Source organism: Nocardia brasiliensis IFM 10847 (genome assembly GCF_000710915.1).
Classification (GTDB): Bacteria; Actinomycetota; Actinomycetes; order Mycobacteriales; family Mycobacteriaceae; genus Nocardia; species Nocardia brasiliensis_A.
Map to the genome: position 1 here is coordinate 1 of NZ_BAUA01000112.1, position 14388 is coordinate 14388.

Below are 14388 nucleotides of genomic sequence, written 5' to 3' on the forward strand. Positions count from 1 at the left end.
GTCGGAGCATGACCCACCCGCGCTGAGCCGAAGCATCCTCCAGGGAGTGCCGCAGTTAGCATCGGACACCCAGTAACTCGCTTCTCGCGGCGCTCCGCGTGCTACGGAACGCGCGTGACTCCGACGGCGGACTCGGTGAGGCTGCCCAGGTACAGCGTGCCCTCGTGTTCGACGACGCCGGTGACCATCGCGAAGTTCGTGCCCTCGGTCTGCAGGTCGTGCACTGTGTTGCCGTCGAAGTCGACCGCCATCACCCAGATCGTCTTCGCCGGCTTCGGCTGCACCCAGTCCGGCAGCGCCCACACGATCCGGCGCAGTATTCCGGGCAGGGGAAGCAGCCGGTCCAGGATCGGAATTCGGGCGCTGGGCAGGGTGATCCAGATGAGCCCGTCGCTGCCGAGGCCCAGATTGTCCGGGAAGCCGGGCAAATTCTCGATGAGCAGGTCCCGGGTGCCTGCCTTGGGGCCGGTCAACCAGTGCCGGGTCAGCCGGTATCCGCCCGTTTCGGCGACCACTACGCACGAACGATCCGGCGCGAGCACCACACCGTTCGCGAAATGCAGTCCGTCGAGCAGCAATTCGACCTTTCCCGACGGATCGCGCCGGAACAGCCTGCCCGTCCCGGAATGCTCCAGCAGGTCGCCCATGTATTGGTCCAGCGGATACCGGCTGGTCGACGAGGAGAAGTAGATGGTTCCGTCCGTGTCGCGAACCACGTTGCTGGCGAAGGGGAGTCGCGCCCCGTCGAACTCGTCGACGAGCACCTCGAGGGTGCCGTCCGGTCGCAGTTCGAGCAGGCCACGCTCGAAGTCGCAGATCAGCACGGTGCCGTCGGGGTCGGCGTGCAAGCCGAGCGGCCGCCCGCCGGTGTTCGCCAGTAACCGCACCTCGCCGGTCGCCGGGTCGATGCTGTGAATCGCACCGTCACCGGTTCCGGTGAGCAGTCGTCCGTCGGGCGTGCGCACCACATCCTCGGGACCCGCCGCGGGCAACTCTACTCGCGTCAGCGCGGGAAGTGGTGGCGTGCTGTGTGTTTCGCGCGCACGCCGCGAAGCGGGGGGAGGGGTCCAGCGTTGCGGATTCATCGTCGATGCGAGCACGTCTCAGCGTAACGCCGGGGTAGGAGGTGCCTGGTGGAATCGGATCCAGGGAGGGGGATTGCGCAGGCGAGTGCGATACGTGCCGCGCCCGGGCGCGAGCAGCCGCCGACGGCAGCACAACTAAATGACATGTCCATACGTAGATATGCGCATCTAGCCATGTGTGCAATCCTGTATGAATCCTGCGGTAAGAAAGTGGGCACGATCAAAAAACCGCCCAGACGAAGAGGGCACACTTTTCGCGAGGCATGGACCTCGGTCTGTCTGGCACGGGAAATCCGTCGACACCGGACACGGCACCTACCGCGGGCGAGGTTGCCGTATATGTGCTCTGCGAGAAGCGCGCGCTGTTCGCGAGGCCACGGCGGCGTCGTGGTCGCTGCGGATGCGCCAGGTGCATCGGTCGGTGTGCCCGCGGCCGGAGTGTCCAGTGCAGCCCGGCACGAGTGGTGTCGTCGGGTTCGTTGGCGGCCGCGACTTCGGTTGCGGCCTTGAACTTTCCCGTACTCGCGGCACACCACACCAGATGATCCCCGTGCGACATCGTCGACCTTTCCGGTCGTGAGATCGCTTCATCGGAACAGCGGCGCCGTCCGTCGCGCAGGCGCGTGTTCTCAGCGAACAGTTTGCTGCTCGCCGAGGGCGGCGGCACCGCGACCTCGCTCAGTGAACAGCTGCCCGTGACGCGACCAGGCCGTCGCACGCCATCTCGGCGTACTGGACCGCTGCGGCGAGTGCCCCTACGGCTGGTGGGTGATCGCGTACCAGAGCACGGCGAGGGTGCCGATCACGAAGAGCGGGGACAGGATCCACGTTTCGACCTTGTTCCCGGTGCGCTCGATGATCGGCAGGCTGGTGCGGAGTTTGAACGGCCAGAACAGGCGGCAGCCACGGTCGGTGAGACAGTCGCCGAGCAGGTGGGTCAGGGCGCCGAGGCCGACGCAGAACGGCAACCAGACGGGCTTGTCGGCGATCCAGTGGTCCATGGCGAACGTCCCGGCCGCGGCGAGCACGACGACGGTGCCCCAGGCGGAGAATCCGTCGCCCGATGGACAGAGGTGTAGGGCGCGCACGGCCAGGGCGAGTAGGAAGAAGACGAGTCCGAGGGTGAACCAGCGCCCGATCCAGTGCTCGCCGGCCCACGTTCCGTACGTCACGGCGGCCACGAAAGCCAAGGAGTGCGTGGCATGCCGATGTCCGCCGGATACCCACGAAATGATCTTGCAGAGCGTGTAGGAAAGCGGGCCGAGTACATGCGCGATGGTCCCGTTGGGGTGATCGGCGTCCGGCAGCAACGCGGCTCCGGCTGTGAGGAAGGTTCCCAGCAGCAGATCGACGGGCCCGAGATGTCCGGTGGCGCCTTGAATCGTGGGGTAGGTCAAGATCGTGACGGGCAGCGCCGCTGCCGCCCCCGACCAGGCCAAAGCGCCACTGGTCGCATGTGAATGTCCAAGCACCGACTGAACGTTAGTTCACCTCACGACTATTCAGCGAATCCCGATTCAGTGATCTTGGTGGACAAGAACATCCAGCTGGGGGAGTCGGGTTACCCTCGGGCGCAAGGAAGTCCGCAGGGAGCCTGCCGCGCATCTTTTGGCATCCCGCGCGTATGTCGGTCAGCTGACACGCGCGCGGGACGACGAGAAGTGCGCAGCGAGGGGGAGCGGTACTTATCGCCTATGGAGGGCCGCGCGGGTGTGGAGGTTGCCTGGGGGACTGCTCGTTACGAGAGGTGCGCAGGACGACGAGAAGTGCGCAGGGAGAGGAAGGCGGTACTTGTCGCCTGGGGGGCTGCACGGGTGGGGAGGCGGCGCGGGGGACTGTGCGGCACGAAAGGGTGCGCGGCCGGAGGGAACTACAAGAGGAGAGGTGCCTGGGGAGGGGACAGGTGGCGCGTGCGGACGCCGCCTGGGGACTGCTCGTAAGCGGGAAGCGGATCTGCTGTTTAGCCACAACTGATCGCCGGCGCCTTCGGGCGTGTGGACGTTCAGATCTCTACAGTCAACAAACATGGTGGTACGCCCCTGTGCGTATATATGCATATACAGCTCTACTCAGGCACCTCGAGAAACAGCCAACAACCAAAACCGCACGGACAGGAGAGGTTGGCCCCTCAAGGCCGAGCGTGCGGATCCACGATCCGGTGTAGCGCATGCAGATCCGATTCGAGCGTGTAGAACACCCGCAGCGCACCGACGAACGCGAACAGCCCGCACACGCACAGCGCCACGATGGAGGCGATGACCGTCTGCTGCTGGGTCGGGTCCAGGAACGCGACGCCCGCCGCGACCCCGAACAACGGCACGGAGGCGGCGATGCCGAGGTAGATCCGGCTGCGTCGCGCGAGCCGATGCAGCTGCACAGCCTCGCCGGGGGAGCTGTGTCCGGCGGCGACCAATCCGGGGTAGTACCAACGGAGTACGAAGAAGGTCACCGGAAAGTAGGTGTAGACGACCGCGACGGCCGCGGCGACGAGGTGCGAGGCGATCAGGTTGATCAGCAGTCCAGGGGAGAGGTCGCCGATGTAGTGCAGCTTGACCAGGAAGACGCCGAGTGCGAGCACCCAGCCTGTGAACGCGACGGTGGCGATGCGGTCGCTGCAGGCGAGGGTGTCCGCGCGGGCTTTGGCGAGAGTCTTGTCGTCGTAGCGTTTGCCGCGCCGCAGTCCCTCGGGAACCAGGAACACCAACCGGCACCAATACAGCAGCAGTCCGATGCCGATCGGGTATCCGATGGCGGCGGTGATCAGCGCGAGTCGGGTGAGTTCTGCGCGTCCGTCGGCGCTGAGTTCGAGGTCGAGCAGCCTGGTGTTGTGTCCTGCCAGGTACATGCCGCCGAGTAGTTGCCCGAGCGCGCTGGACAGCGTGACGACGGGCATCGGCCGCATCCGCAACCGGCCGCGCAAGCTGTGCGAGGGCGGGTCGATGAGGTCGCGCGCGGTGCGGTCCAGCGCCAGGTTCAGTTGCTCGGCGAGTTCGGCGCCGGTGCGGTAGCGGTCGTCGCGGTCGGGGGACAGGCAGGTGAGCAGGGCGTGCCGCAGGATCTGCGGGCAGTCGGCGGGGGCGCTGCTGCGGCGTTCGTCGATCGGACGCCTGCGCAGTTCGATCATCCGGGTCAGTGAGGTGTCGGATTCGCCGATGCCGATCTCGTCGGCGAACGGGAGCCGCCCGGTCAGCAGTTCCCACAGGACGACCGCGAGGGCATAGAGGTCGCTGCGGGTGTCCAGGTCGGCGGCGGTGGTGGGGATCGCCGGATGGCAGGCCTCGAGCTGTTCGGGCGACATATACGCCAGCGACCCACCGAAGTACGCCACGGGACTCGCGCCCGGGATGTGCGTGCTGAAGCTGATGTTGAAGTCGGCGAGTTTGGGTTGTCCGTCGACGGTGAGCAGCACATTGGCGGGCTTGATATCGCGGTGCAGGACGCCGGCGCGGTTGGCGTAGTCCAGCGCGGTGGCGAGTCGGCTGCCCAGCCACGCGACCGCCTCGGGCCAGGTGAGGTTCGCGAGTTCGGTTCGGGTGGTGGACGGTTGGGGTGTGAGCACGCCACCGGAGGTGACCGCGGTGTCGACGGCATCGAGCAGGAGCTGTCCGCTGCGCTGGTCGATCGGCGTGGTGCGGAGCAGGCGCAGGACGCCGAGCAGGGTGCCGCCCGGCACGTACTGCATGTACATCAGCTTGAGGTGTTGTTCTTCGATCTGACGCTGGTCGAAGACGCGCACGATGTGTTCGTGGTCGAGCTGGGCGAGGGTCTGCGGTTCGCTGCCGCGGTCGCGGGAGATCTTCACGGCGACAAGGCGTTGCATCGACCGTTGCCTGGCGAGGAAGACGCGGGCGAACGCGCCTTGTCCGAGTCCGATGAGCAGGTCGAAGTCATCGATGGTGTTGCCGGGCGCGATGGTGTCGAGTGCGTTGGACGCGGTGGCGTCGGCGAGCAGGGTGGTGCGGAAGTTCTCGCCGGTGTCCAGGCGTTCGGCGATCTGCGCCATCTGGGTGGCGAACTCGTGCTCGTATTCGGTGAGGTCGAGGTCGTCGCCGCCGCGGCTGCGTGCGGTGATCTCCTCGTAGATGAGGTCCGGCGGCAGTGGGGCGGTGTCGAGTTCGGGGAATTGGGCCCGGTAGTCCGCGAGTCGCTTGCCGTTGCCGGTGGCTCGCCAGCGGTGCTGGAGGTCGACCTTGATCAGTTCGATCAGGGCGGATCGGCGCAGTCCGGCCTCGGCCGGCAGGTGCGCGGCCAGGTCCGGGGGTTCGGCGGCGCCCTCCCAAGCGCTGTCGAATCCAGCGACCAGTTGCGTCAACGCGCTTTGCGTCGCCGTCACCCGGTCGGCACCATAGTGCGTTTCCATGTGGCCCACCCGATCAAATGGCTTCCCGAGCCCCCAACAGAGCTTAAACGATCACTCTAATTGGGACCTTCGAATTATCCGGCACTGAAGGTTTCCGGCGCTCGGGTCGCCCTGTTGCGCAACGAAGTGTTGCACATTACGGCATCACCAGCTAACGTCACGTGCAACAAAATGTTGCACGTCGAGAGGCTCGGACATGGAGTACGGACGCATCGAACGGTCCCTGTACATCGAGGCCACCCCGGAGGTGGTCTACGAAGTCATCAGCAGTCCCGAACATCTGCGCGAGTGGTGGCCCGACGAGGCGTCGCTCGATCCGGTGCCCGGCGCGGTCGGCGAACTCGTGTGGGGTGACCGGAACGCACCGGACGCCTCCGTCGCCTTGCTGACCGTCGTCGACGCGCTACCGCCCAAGCTGTTCTCGTTCCGCTGGGGACACCCGGCGGACGACGCTGCCGACGCCGGGAATTCGCTGTTCGTCACCTTCGAACTCAGCCCGTCCGGGACGGGCACCACCGTGCAGATGACCGAGGTCGGGTTCCGCGAGCGGGGTTGGGAGATCGCAGTACTGGAGCGCGAATACAACTCCCACATCGAAGGCTGGGAGCTGTTCCTACCGCGTCTCGTGGCGTACGCCGCGAAGGTCGGTGCGGGCCGATGAGCACCGCCGTCGATGACGATCTCTGGTCCGCGATAGGGGATCCGACCCGGCGTCGCATGCTCGATCTGCTGCTCTCCGAGGGCGGCGGCACCGCGACCTCGCTCAGTGAACAGCTGCCCGTGACGCGACAGGCCGTCGCGCGCCATCTCGGCGTCCTGGACCGGGCCGGCCTGGTGCACGGCACGCCGTCCGGTCGCGAACACCGCTACCACGTCGACGCCGCCCAACTGGCTCGCGCGGTTGCCCAGCTCGACGCGGTCGGCTCCGCGTGGGATGCCCGGCTGCAGCGCATCAAGAAGATCGCCGAGGCGATTCAACGCACCAAAGAGAAGAAGTGAGAGAGGAACTCCGAAATGGTCGACATTCTGCATCGGGTCGGGATCGAATCACCCCTCGACGATGTCTACACGGCACTGACAACGATCGACGGACTCGCCAACTGGTGGACCACCAACACCTACGGTGACGAAAGCGCCGGGGGAGTAATCAGGTTCCGCTTCGGACCCGAGGGCAAGGAAGGGTTCGACATGAAGATCACCGACCTGCGGCCCGCCGAGCGGGTGCGATGGGAGGTCGTCGACGGCCCCGAGGAGTGGGTGGGCACCGAGGTCTCGTTCGCCCTCAAACGCGAGGGTGACCACGCGATCGTGCTGTTCCAGCATCAAGGCTGGCGCGAACCCGTCGAGTTCATGCACCACTGCAGCACCAAGTGGGCGCTGTTCTTGATGAGCCTCAAGAGTTACGTCGAAACCGGAACGGGGGCACCGGATCCGCGCGATGTGCGGATCGACAATTGGAACTAGACCCTACTGGTCCACCGTGAAGATCACGTGGCCACCGAGCTGCGCCGTCCGGGCGAAGAAGGCCCTGATATCAACGAGGTTCGACCAGGTATAGGCGAAGTCGTCCGTGTCGCGGGGCCCGGCATAGTCGTCGGAGTCCAGTGCGAAAAAGCGTTCGCGGAACGACTGTTCGTCCAGTGGCGCCAACGCCCGTGCGACATCGTCGACCTGCTCGGACGTGAGATAGCTGACGAAATAGTCTTCGCCCGCATCCAGTCGAGTTCCGCCGAGCACAGCGTAGGAGAGTGGGTAGGTGCCGCCGGCGGGATCGAGTGTGCCGTCGGACAGGCACCGATGAATGGCATCCCACGCTTTGTCGCTGCTCACCTGATCGGCCTCGTCGGCCAGCTCTTCCTCGACCATCTCGACAAGCGCCAAGAGATCATCCGGATCTTCCGCGCCGAGCAGTGCTCGCGCCTGTTCCGGTGTCAGAGCGAAATGAACACCCAGAGATCCCACTGCACCGTCCTGACTACCACGTGTAAGAACGTCAGCGTATTTCGGTGGTCGACTGTGCACAACGCACTGTTATCGGGGGCAGTGGCGCTAGGGTCGGTCGTTCTCCGGAGGAGAGCCGGCGGAGGGTCACAGGTGCTGTATATGGGTATTACTGGTAACCCTGCATATTCGATGCTGGCGTATTCGTCTGTGGACTTGACTCGAGCACGCGCTCTCACAACATCGGCGCCCTGGTCGGCCGTGAGATAGCTGACGAAGTAGTCTTCGCCCGCGTCCAGTCGGGGTGCCGCCGAGAACAACGTGGTACAGCGCGAGCCCCGCTTCAGCCCCGACTTATGACGGCTGGCGCGACAGTGCTCCTCCTGTTTCAATGCTGCTGTGATTCGATCTTGGACGGGGGCACTCCTCAAGGCCTTTTGTACTGTCGCTGTACTGATACCCGCGCTCTCGCTACTTTCCGCCTGCTCTGATCGAGACCAGGCGCGAACCCGGAGCTCGTTCGAGTGCGATGATCTATCGGATTACTCTCTCGATGTATTGGAGGAAGCAGGAAAACTCACGGCAGGCCGTCGACAATCATCCGACGAGGTGGTGACGACCGAATGCGTTTGGGGGGACGAAAAGGTTAGCAAATGCTTAAGGGATGAAGCGGCTACGGAATGCAACCTGGATGAATTCAACAAGGCGCGTTTCAGTTCGATTTCTATTTACGATTATGCCACCCTGGAGAAAACTCCGAAGCCGGCCGATGAAATGGCGGGCACCATCTATGCTCCCTTACCTCAGGTGCCCGATGCGGATGAGGCCTACTTCGGGCCCGGAGACCCCAGAAAAGGGGAGTGTAATGTGAAACTTTTCAAGGGGACCCGTCACGTCAGAATATTATACTTCCGCAAATGGATCCATGATACTTCAAGTTGCAAATTCGTTGCGACAGAAATCGCCAAAGACTTCGCAAAACAGCATTTCCGGAAATAGCGCGCCTTTTGGTTCATCCTGTTGAGGAAGAAGTCATGGTCATCCCTGTCGGCCAGCGGAATACCGGGCCCAAGGCTGTGCCGCCAGTTCTGCGTGTTTATGCACGACCTGTGTGCTGTAGCCGAGCATTTCGGCAGCGAGGGGCGGCGGGACTTGGGTGACGAGGGTTCGTAGTGCGGTGTTGCGGGCGCCAAGCAGATTTATCCCGAGGTTTCGGACCCGCTGCATGATGGTGTCGGGAAGGACATGTCGTCCTGCGCGATAGCCAGGGAAAAGCCATTCGCTCTCGAGGCCCGCAGTCGTGCGGAGATTCGGGCGGTTGGCTAGGTGATCTGCGAGAAGCTTGTCGAACGGTGCTGGAACTGGGACTGGCTCAGAACCCAGCGCCAATCGGATCTCTGATGGTGTGACAACGACATCTGTCGTTCGGAGTCCAGCGATTTTCACCAGTGGCTGTGCGTAGAGCAGCAGGAGAATGGCGGCTACTCGATAGGGTAGGGATTCGCTGTTGCCCGTGAGTAATTCACGCAACCATGCAAGGCGTTGCTCCTGCGTGAAGACGCGGACTGACTTCGGTTGCCGATGGTCGATCGAGATCGTTCGGTTGATCCTGGCGCTTCTCGCCCAAACGAAGAATGTCCGGATGAAGTGTCGGGTGGTCGGACCGTTCGCAAGCCATTCGTCGACGTCTTGCTGGGTGCAGGTCTCCGCAGTGCGCGCGTAGCTCTCGTGCAGCCAGGCCAGGAATTTGATGGTCTCAGTGATGTCTTGCTTTGATGCGTGGACCGGTCCGCGGGTCTCATGTCCGTCTGCCGATATTCTTCTGACGCGGTTGAGGTGGTGCCATGTCGCGAATTGCTCAACTGGCTGGCGTACCGACTTTTCGGGGATTGTATCGAGCTTGGCGGAGATCCATGATTCGAAGTGCGCGAGGCGGCCGTCACGCGGGGGGAGTAGGCCGTGATGTTCGAGGACGCTTCGCAGGTGGTTCACACGCTTGCCGGCTCCTTCGGCATCTAGACCCTCATGTGTGAGTGGTATTTCGCCGGATGCTAGGCGGCGCAATAGGTCTCGCACTTGTTCCGGACGTTTCCAGGTGAGGATGCTTTCGGGCCGATCGACATTGCAGAATGCATCAACGAGTGTTTTCATCGCTTGCGGATCGGCGGGGCAGTGCAAGAGCAGAAGCGTGAGGTCCTCTCTGAGTGCGCATCTGGCGCAGATGCCATGGCGATAGAATTCGGCTTCGACTCCGCATCTGTCGCAATGGAAATCATCGCTGATGCCAGCGCATTCGACACATACTGGTTGACCTCCGATATCGCCCCTGCCTGGCAGAAGTCGTTCGAAACCGCAGCCTGGGCAGTGTCCGTAGGTCCGCATCGCCTCGTGAAAGCAGGTGCCGCAGATCGCGCCCTCTGGCCAGCGGGCGCGGAGTTTCTTGGCCTGGCGGCTGCATCGGGCGCAGGTGAGAGTTCCCTTTGTTCGTGGCCGCCCGCGAGTCGTCGATCGTGGATTGATCTCAATCGTCATCGGAGATCACCCGTGCCCGCTTAGGCCTGATCGCCCTGTTGAGCTCGACGACGTTCGGTGTCGAGCCGGTCTTCTGGCGACGAGCGTCGGTGGCGGTAACCGTCACCAAATCCTCAATGCCGCAGCCGAATATGTCGCATAGCGCTGCGACCATCTGCAACGACACTCTCTCTGGCCGCTGATTCACGAGCCGGTAAACCTGTGGCCGCGAGAGAGTGATCCCGCGTTCATGCAGCCGGGGGATCAGCGCGGTGCTGTTGTGCAGGCCGTGGCGGGCCATCAGCTCCGCTAGCCGCCATGTGTAGTCGACTTGGCGCTTCATCCGATTCCTCCCTCTCCCAAGGCTTCGGCAATTGTTGCGTCCAATGCCTTCCGTAGCGTTCGAGTGCGGAAGTCACTGGAAACACACGTGTAAATAGCTGTCGTACTGGCGTGTTCATGACCCATCTGGTGTTGGACAAACAGGGGATCCCAGCCGTCTTCGATCAGGTGGGTCGCATATGACCGGCGCAGCGAATGCAGATCCAGGCCGGGCGGAAGGTCTAGTTCGTCGCAGTAACGGCGGAACCGCCGGATAAGCGTCGCCTCGGCCACCAGGGCACCTCGTTCGCTGGGGAACAGATCAATCCCATCGTCAAGGCACGGTTGCCCATGCGTGAGCCAATCGACGATGATCTCCGGCGTCCATTCGAACACAGTCAAAACGCTGCGTCGCTTCGGCGGCGAACCACGCTTGGCCTTGCCGTATCGGACATGAACGACGCCATGTCGACCGAACTCTTTGGCGTGTGGGTTTCCAGCGAAGTCGACCGTTTGCAGATGCCGGAACTCGTTGAACCGGAGGCCGTAAGAGTAGGCGACCTTGAACATCACCGAGTCCCGATAGGCAGGCAGGTAACCCTTCCGTCCACTCGCCGCGATCAAAGCAACCTGATCATCGGCGTAGTCGAAAAACATCTGGAGCTCTTGCTTGGTGAATGCTCGTTTCTCTGGCCCGGACTCATTGTCCTGGACATGCTGAGCCGTGTTCCAGTCGAAGAAGACTTGGGCAGGATGGGCACCAAACCGCTGTTCGCAGACACGATCCCACCCGTAGTCCGGATTGCTCACGTAGGAGCAGAATTGTCGAAGGGCGACCTGGTAGCCGCGGACCGTGGACTGTTTGGCGTGGTGCAGCGAGCGAAGGTCGCCGAAGAACTCTTCAACCATTGCTGGTGCCCAAGTCCACGGAAATTCGTTGGTGTAGTCGAGGAACCGCTGCACATACCGTGCCCGCTGGTCGATCGTCGAGTGCTGTAGGTTTCGGCATAGCTGCTGGTTGCGCCAACCGCTGAGCATCTCATCGACCGTGTGCTGCTCGGGATGCAGCAGCGGAACCGAGTCGACCAACCTCACTCGACCGCTTTTGTCGACTGCCAACCAGTCCTCCTGAGCCAGTGCGGCTGATTCATCTGATGAATCATTGATTCGCCGGATGAATCATAGGGGGATCATTGCCGGTCGCGGGGCCGTTTGGAGTCACGAAGTTCACCGGGGCAAAGACCCGCTCGGGTCCGTCGTTGAAGTTCGACTCAGGGTTGTGGCTGGAACTCCCTGGTAGGAAGCGGTTTTGGTTCTGTCAGAGCTTGGGTGGATCGTCGGAGGGGAGGGTGTCGAATGATTCATCAGATGCAATACGCAGGAGTATAGTTGACATAATGTTGATTATCGGCGTAGAAACGGACGTGCTGGGAGTCGGCCGCGCTGGGCGTATGTTGTTGGTGTTGGCGGTGTTTCATGCACCGCTCCCGACTGGCACGCTCGCCCACGGGCCTGCCAATCGATCTCGTCATCCTCGACGGCGAGTCCACCCCGACCGGCGGGCTGGGCATCGCCAAGCAACTCAAGGACGAAATCGAGCACTGCCCACCGGTACTCGTGCTCACCGGCCGGCCCGACGATGCCTGGCTGGCCAATTGGTCGCGCGCCGAGGCGGCGGTCTCGCATCCGATCGATCCGATCCGGCTGACCGAGGCCGTGGTCGGGCTGCTGCGCAACCGTTCGGCAGCCTGAGCGGTTCCCCCGTACCACTTTCAGTGCGGGCATTGATGCACAGTCTGCATTAATCGAAATACGGCCTGCCGCTACACAAGCCGATGCCCGGTGGCGGACTTATCGCCGATGTCGCGTACCGACCTCCCGTCCGAGCCGGGTCGAGCGACGGAAACTGCGGCGAGGCTCGCCTAACAGCAAAACCCTGGACACTGCCCGAAACCTGCTCCGAGGAGCTGTTTTTCGCGACACCGACTGACCGGTCGACCAACGTCACGTGACAGCCCTTGCGATTACCACCGTTTCAGTCATAAATCCGAGTCACGAATTAGATCAAACGCAGCAGTCAAAGCTGCGGCACCCAGACATATCGGTTGTAGGCTGTGCCCTAGCTCACAGGTGCGCGGGCACAGCCATCACCCCGCGCCGAGCAGGCCATGGGGCGAGTCTGGCCGAGGCGGACAACGACGTCAGCCCGCCTCGGAAGCTGCCGTCCGGCTAACGGGCGGCCCACCCGCAGGCTCCAGCCCACCAGGAAGGGGCCGGCTCACACCAAGGGAGAGGGCAGTCGTGAATATCGAAATGCCGACTCTTGTACTAGGCGCGGTCGCTGCGGCGTTCGCGGTGTTCACCATCATCATGGCGGCCCTCGTCGGCCCGAAGCGGTACAACCGGGCCAAACTCGAGGCCTACGAGTGCGGTATCGAACCGACTCCGCACGCCGTGGCCGGCGGCCCGGGAAACGTTACGGGCCAACGCTTTCCGGTGAAGTACTACCTCACCGCCATGCTGTTCATCATCTTCGACATCGAGATCGTGTTCCTCTACCCGTGGGCAGTCCACTTCGATGCACTCGGTCTCTTCGGTCTCGCCGCGATGGCGCTGTTCATCTTCAACGTGTCCGTGGCCTACGCCTACGAATGGCGGCGCGGCGGGCTCAGTTGGGACTGACTGCCGCACAGCGTGTTCGGGCGACGAGTGGAAGTGAAGGTTAGTCGGATATGGGTCTCGAAGAAAAACTGCCCAGCGGCTTTCTGCTGAGCACGGTCGAAGATTTCGCCGGATATCTGCGTAAGGGCTCACTGTGGCCCGCCACCTTCGGTCTGGCCTGCTGTGCCATCGAGATGATGGCCACGGGCGCAGGCCGTTTCGACATTGCCCGCTTCGGTATGGAGGCGTTTCGCGCCTCGCCGCGGCAGGCGGATCTGATGATCGTCGCGGGCCGGGTCAGCAACAAGATGGCGCCGGTGCTGCGACAGGTCTACGACCAGATGACAGAGCCGAAATGGGTTCTCGCCATGGGGGTTTGCGCGTCGTCGGGCGGGATGTTCAACAACTACGCCATCGTGCAGGGCGTCGACCACGTGGTCCCGGTCGACATCTACCTGCCCGGCTGCCCGCCGCGGCCGGAGATGCTGTTGAACGCGATCCTGACGCTGCACGCCAAGATCCAGGAGATGCCGCTCGGGGTCAACCGGGAAGAGGCCGTGCGCGCCGCCGAGCAGGCGGCCCTGGCTTCGACGCCCACCATTCGGATGGAGGGGCTGCTCCGATGAGCTTCGACTCCTCCGACAACAACACCACCACCACCGCGGCGCACGACGAGACGGATGCCGCCGCGACGGCGGGTCCGGAAGGCACGCGACCGATCCCCGACCAACCCGACGAGGTGATCGGCACCCGCCACGGCATGTTCGGCGTGCGCGGCAGCGGCGACACCTCCGGTTACGGCGGGCTCGTGCGACCGGTCAGCCTGCCGGGCAGTTCGCCCCAGCCCTACGGCGGCTACTTCGACGAGATCGTGGACGCGCTGCGCACCGCGCTCGACGAGGGCGGCCTGCGGCTGGAGGCGGCGCTGGAGAAGATCGTCGTCTTCCGCGGCGAACTCACCCTGCACGTGCGGCGCGAACACCTCGTCGCGGTCGCGCGCGCGTTGCGCGACTCGGCCGCGCTGCGTTTCGAGCTGTGCCTCGGCGTCAGCGGGGTGCACTATCCCGAAGACGCCGACCGCGAACTGCACGCCGTGTACCCGCTCATGTCGATCACGCACAACCGGCGCCTGCGCGTGGAAGTGGCCGCGCCGGACGCCGATCCGCACATCCCGTCGCTGTACGAGGTGTATCCGACCACCGATTGGCACGAGCGGGAAACCTACGACTTCTTCGGCATCCTCTTCGACGGGCACCCCTCGCTCACTCGAATCCTGATGCCCGACGACTGGCGCGGTCACCCCCAGCGCAAGGACTACCCGCTCGGCGGGATCCCGGTCGAGTACAAGGGCGCGCGGATACCGCCGCCCGACGAGCGGAGGGCGTACAACTGATGACTGCATCGCAAAGCGATTCCGTGCGGGGTAGCGGCCCGGCGCCGGGCGGGGTGAACGAAACCCATCCCGAGCCCGCTGTTACCGGCGAACCCACCGGTCACCGTCGCCGGACA

The 14388-nt window shown here is 63.7% G+C and carries 14 protein-coding genes and 1 pseudogene; 8 read left to right on the forward strand and 7 right to left on the reverse strand.

Features of this window, described 5'->3' with window-relative positions; genetic code table 11:
• Window positions 1–101: 101 nt before the first annotated feature.
• The 3 genes from NBRGI_RS23880 to NBRGI_RS23890 all read right to left on the reverse strand — a co-directional run bounded on the left by NBRGI_RS23880 (window position 102) and on the right by NBRGI_RS23890 (window position 5445).
• Window positions 102–1085, reverse strand: a complete 984-nt coding sequence (locus tag NBRGI_RS23880; protein WP_370627822.1) for an SMP-30/gluconolactonase/LRE family protein — start codon at window positions 1083–1085, stop codon at window positions 102–104.
• A gap of 755 nt (window positions 1086–1840) precedes the next feature.
• Window positions 1841–2557, reverse strand: coding sequence for a metal-dependent hydrolase (locus NBRGI_RS23885; protein WP_029899465.1), 717 nt, complete (start codon window positions 2555–2557; stop codon window positions 1841–1843).
• A 656-nt stretch (window positions 2558–3213) separates the two neighbouring features.
• Window positions 3214–5445, reverse strand: a complete 2232-nt coding sequence (locus tag NBRGI_RS23890) for a serine/threonine-protein kinase (RefSeq protein WP_029899466.1) — start codon at window positions 5443–5445, stop codon at window positions 3214–3216.
• 196 nt (window positions 5446–5641) lie between these two features.
• Between NBRGI_RS23890 and NBRGI_RS23895 the strand changes: the two genes are divergently transcribed.
• The 3 genes from NBRGI_RS23895 to NBRGI_RS23905 are packed head-to-tail and all read left to right on the forward strand — an operon-like array spanning window position 5642 to window position 6909.
• On the forward strand, window positions 5642–6106 hold the full coding sequence (locus tag NBRGI_RS23895; protein WP_029899467.1) for an SRPBCC domain-containing protein: 465 nt from the start codon (window positions 5642–5644) through the stop codon (window positions 6104–6106).
• Window positions 6103–6444: an ArsR/SmtB family transcription factor gene (locus tag NBRGI_RS23900; RefSeq protein ID WP_029899468.1), complete on the forward strand. Its 342-nt coding sequence runs from the start codon at window positions 6103–6105 to the stop codon at window positions 6442–6444. The genes NBRGI_RS23895 and NBRGI_RS23900 overlap by 4 nt, the downstream gene beginning before the upstream one ends.
• A 15-nt stretch (window positions 6445–6459) precedes the next feature.
• Window positions 6460–6909 (forward strand): SRPBCC family protein, encoded by a 450-nt coding sequence (locus tag NBRGI_RS23905; RefSeq protein ID WP_029899469.1) that lies wholly within the window; start codon window positions 6460–6462, stop codon window positions 6907–6909.
• Between the two features lie 3 nt (window positions 6910–6912).
• Here NBRGI_RS23905 and NBRGI_RS45355 read toward each other — a convergent pair whose 3' ends face one another.
• Window positions 6913–7407 (reverse strand): YfbM family protein, encoded by a 495-nt coding sequence (locus NBRGI_RS45355; RefSeq protein ID WP_029899470.1) that lies wholly within the window; start codon window positions 7405–7407, stop codon window positions 6913–6915.
• A gap of 588 nt (window positions 7408–7995) precedes the next feature.
• On the opposite strand from NBRGI_RS45355, the gene NBRGI_RS47625 reads away from it, so the two are divergent.
• A complete protein-coding gene (locus NBRGI_RS47625; protein ID WP_148310922.1) occupies window positions 7996–8385 on the forward strand; it encodes a hypothetical protein in 390 nt (129 codons plus the stop codon).
• A gap of 39 nt (window positions 8386–8424) precedes the next feature.
• Here NBRGI_RS47625 and NBRGI_RS46565 read toward each other — a convergent pair whose 3' ends face one another.
• Genes NBRGI_RS46565 through NBRGI_RS23920 form a run of 3 tightly spaced genes read right to left on the reverse strand, consistent with a single transcriptional unit; the run spans window position 8425 to window position 11337 of the window.
• Window positions 8425–9918: a recombinase XerD gene (locus NBRGI_RS46565; RefSeq protein ID WP_235211086.1), complete on the reverse strand. Its 1494-nt coding sequence runs from the start codon at window positions 9916–9918 to the stop codon at window positions 8425–8427.
• Entirely contained in the window at window positions 9908–10240 is a 333-nt protein-coding gene (locus NBRGI_RS23915) for a helix-turn-helix domain-containing protein (RefSeq protein ID WP_029899471.1), read from the reverse strand. The genes NBRGI_RS46565 and NBRGI_RS23915 overlap by 11 nt, the downstream gene beginning before the upstream one ends.
• Window positions 10237–11337 (reverse strand): tyrosine-type recombinase/integrase, encoded by a 1101-nt coding sequence (locus NBRGI_RS23920; RefSeq protein WP_029899472.1) that lies wholly within the window; start codon window positions 11335–11337, stop codon window positions 10237–10239. Before NBRGI_RS23920 ends, NBRGI_RS23915 begins: the two co-directional genes overlap by 4 nt.
• Before the next feature lie 399 nt (window positions 11338–11736).
• On the opposite strand from NBRGI_RS23920, the pseudogene NBRGI_RS23925 reads away from it, so the two are divergent.
• The 4 genes and pseudogenes from NBRGI_RS23925 to NBRGI_RS23940 form a co-directional block, all read left to right on the forward strand.
• Window positions 11737–11970: pseudogene (locus NBRGI_RS23925) on the forward strand (hypothetical protein); the annotation flags it as partial.
• A 561-nt stretch (window positions 11971–12531) separates the two neighbouring features.
• A complete protein-coding gene (locus tag NBRGI_RS23930) occupies window positions 12532–12900 on the forward strand; it encodes an NADH-quinone oxidoreductase subunit A (RefSeq protein ID WP_228832056.1) in 369 nt (122 codons plus the stop codon).
• A 50-nt stretch (window positions 12901–12950) separates the two neighbouring features.
• A complete protein-coding gene (locus tag NBRGI_RS23935) occupies window positions 12951–13505 on the forward strand; it encodes a NuoB/complex I 20 kDa subunit family protein (protein WP_014984960.1) in 555 nt (184 codons plus the stop codon).
• The gene (locus NBRGI_RS23940; RefSeq protein WP_029899475.1) at window positions 13502–14272 is read left to right on the forward strand and encodes an NADH-quinone oxidoreductase subunit C; all 771 of its coding nucleotides are present in this window, start codon (window positions 13502–13504) and stop codon (window positions 14270–14272) included. Before NBRGI_RS23935 ends, NBRGI_RS23940 begins: the two co-directional genes overlap by 4 nt.
• Window positions 14273–14388 lie beyond the last annotated feature (116 nt).

Bases quoted from the DNA above. Each gene is read 5' to 3' on its own strand.
- NBRGI_RS23890 (WP_029899466.1), bottom strand. From the start codon at position 5,445: ATGGAAACGCACTATGGTGCCGACCGGGTGACGGCGACGCAAAGCGCG.
- NBRGI_RS23900 (WP_029899468.1), top strand. From the start codon at position 6,103: ATGAGCACCGCCGTCGATGACGATCTCTGGTCCGCGATAGGGGATCCG.
- NBRGI_RS23930 (WP_228832056.1), top strand. From the start codon at position 12,532: ATGCCGACTCTTGTACTAGGCGCGGTCGCTGCGGCGTTCGCGGTGTTC.
- NBRGI_RS23895 (WP_029899467.1), top strand. From the start codon at position 5,642: ATGGAGTACGGACGCATCGAACGGTCCCTGTACATCGAGGCCACCCCG.
- NBRGI_RS23940 (WP_029899475.1), top strand. From the start codon at position 13,502: ATGAGCTTCGACTCCTCCGACAACAACACCACCACCACCGCGGCGCAC.
- NBRGI_RS23905 (WP_029899469.1), top strand. From the start codon at position 6,460: ATGGTCGACATTCTGCATCGGGTCGGGATCGAATCACCCCTCGACGAT.
- NBRGI_RS46565 (WP_235211086.1), bottom strand. From the start codon at position 9,918: ATGACGATTGAGATCAATCCACGATCGACGACTCGCGGGCGGCCACGA.
- NBRGI_RS23915 (WP_029899471.1), bottom strand. From the start codon at position 10,240: ATGAAGCGCCAAGTCGACTACACATGGCGGCTAGCGGAGCTGATGGCC.
- NBRGI_RS23880 (WP_370627822.1), bottom strand. From the start codon at position 1,085: ATGAATCCGCAACGCTGGACCCCTCCCCCCGCTTCGCGGCGTGCGCGC.
- NBRGI_RS23935 (WP_014984960.1), top strand. From the start codon at position 12,951: ATGGGTCTCGAAGAAAAACTGCCCAGCGGCTTTCTGCTGAGCACGGTC.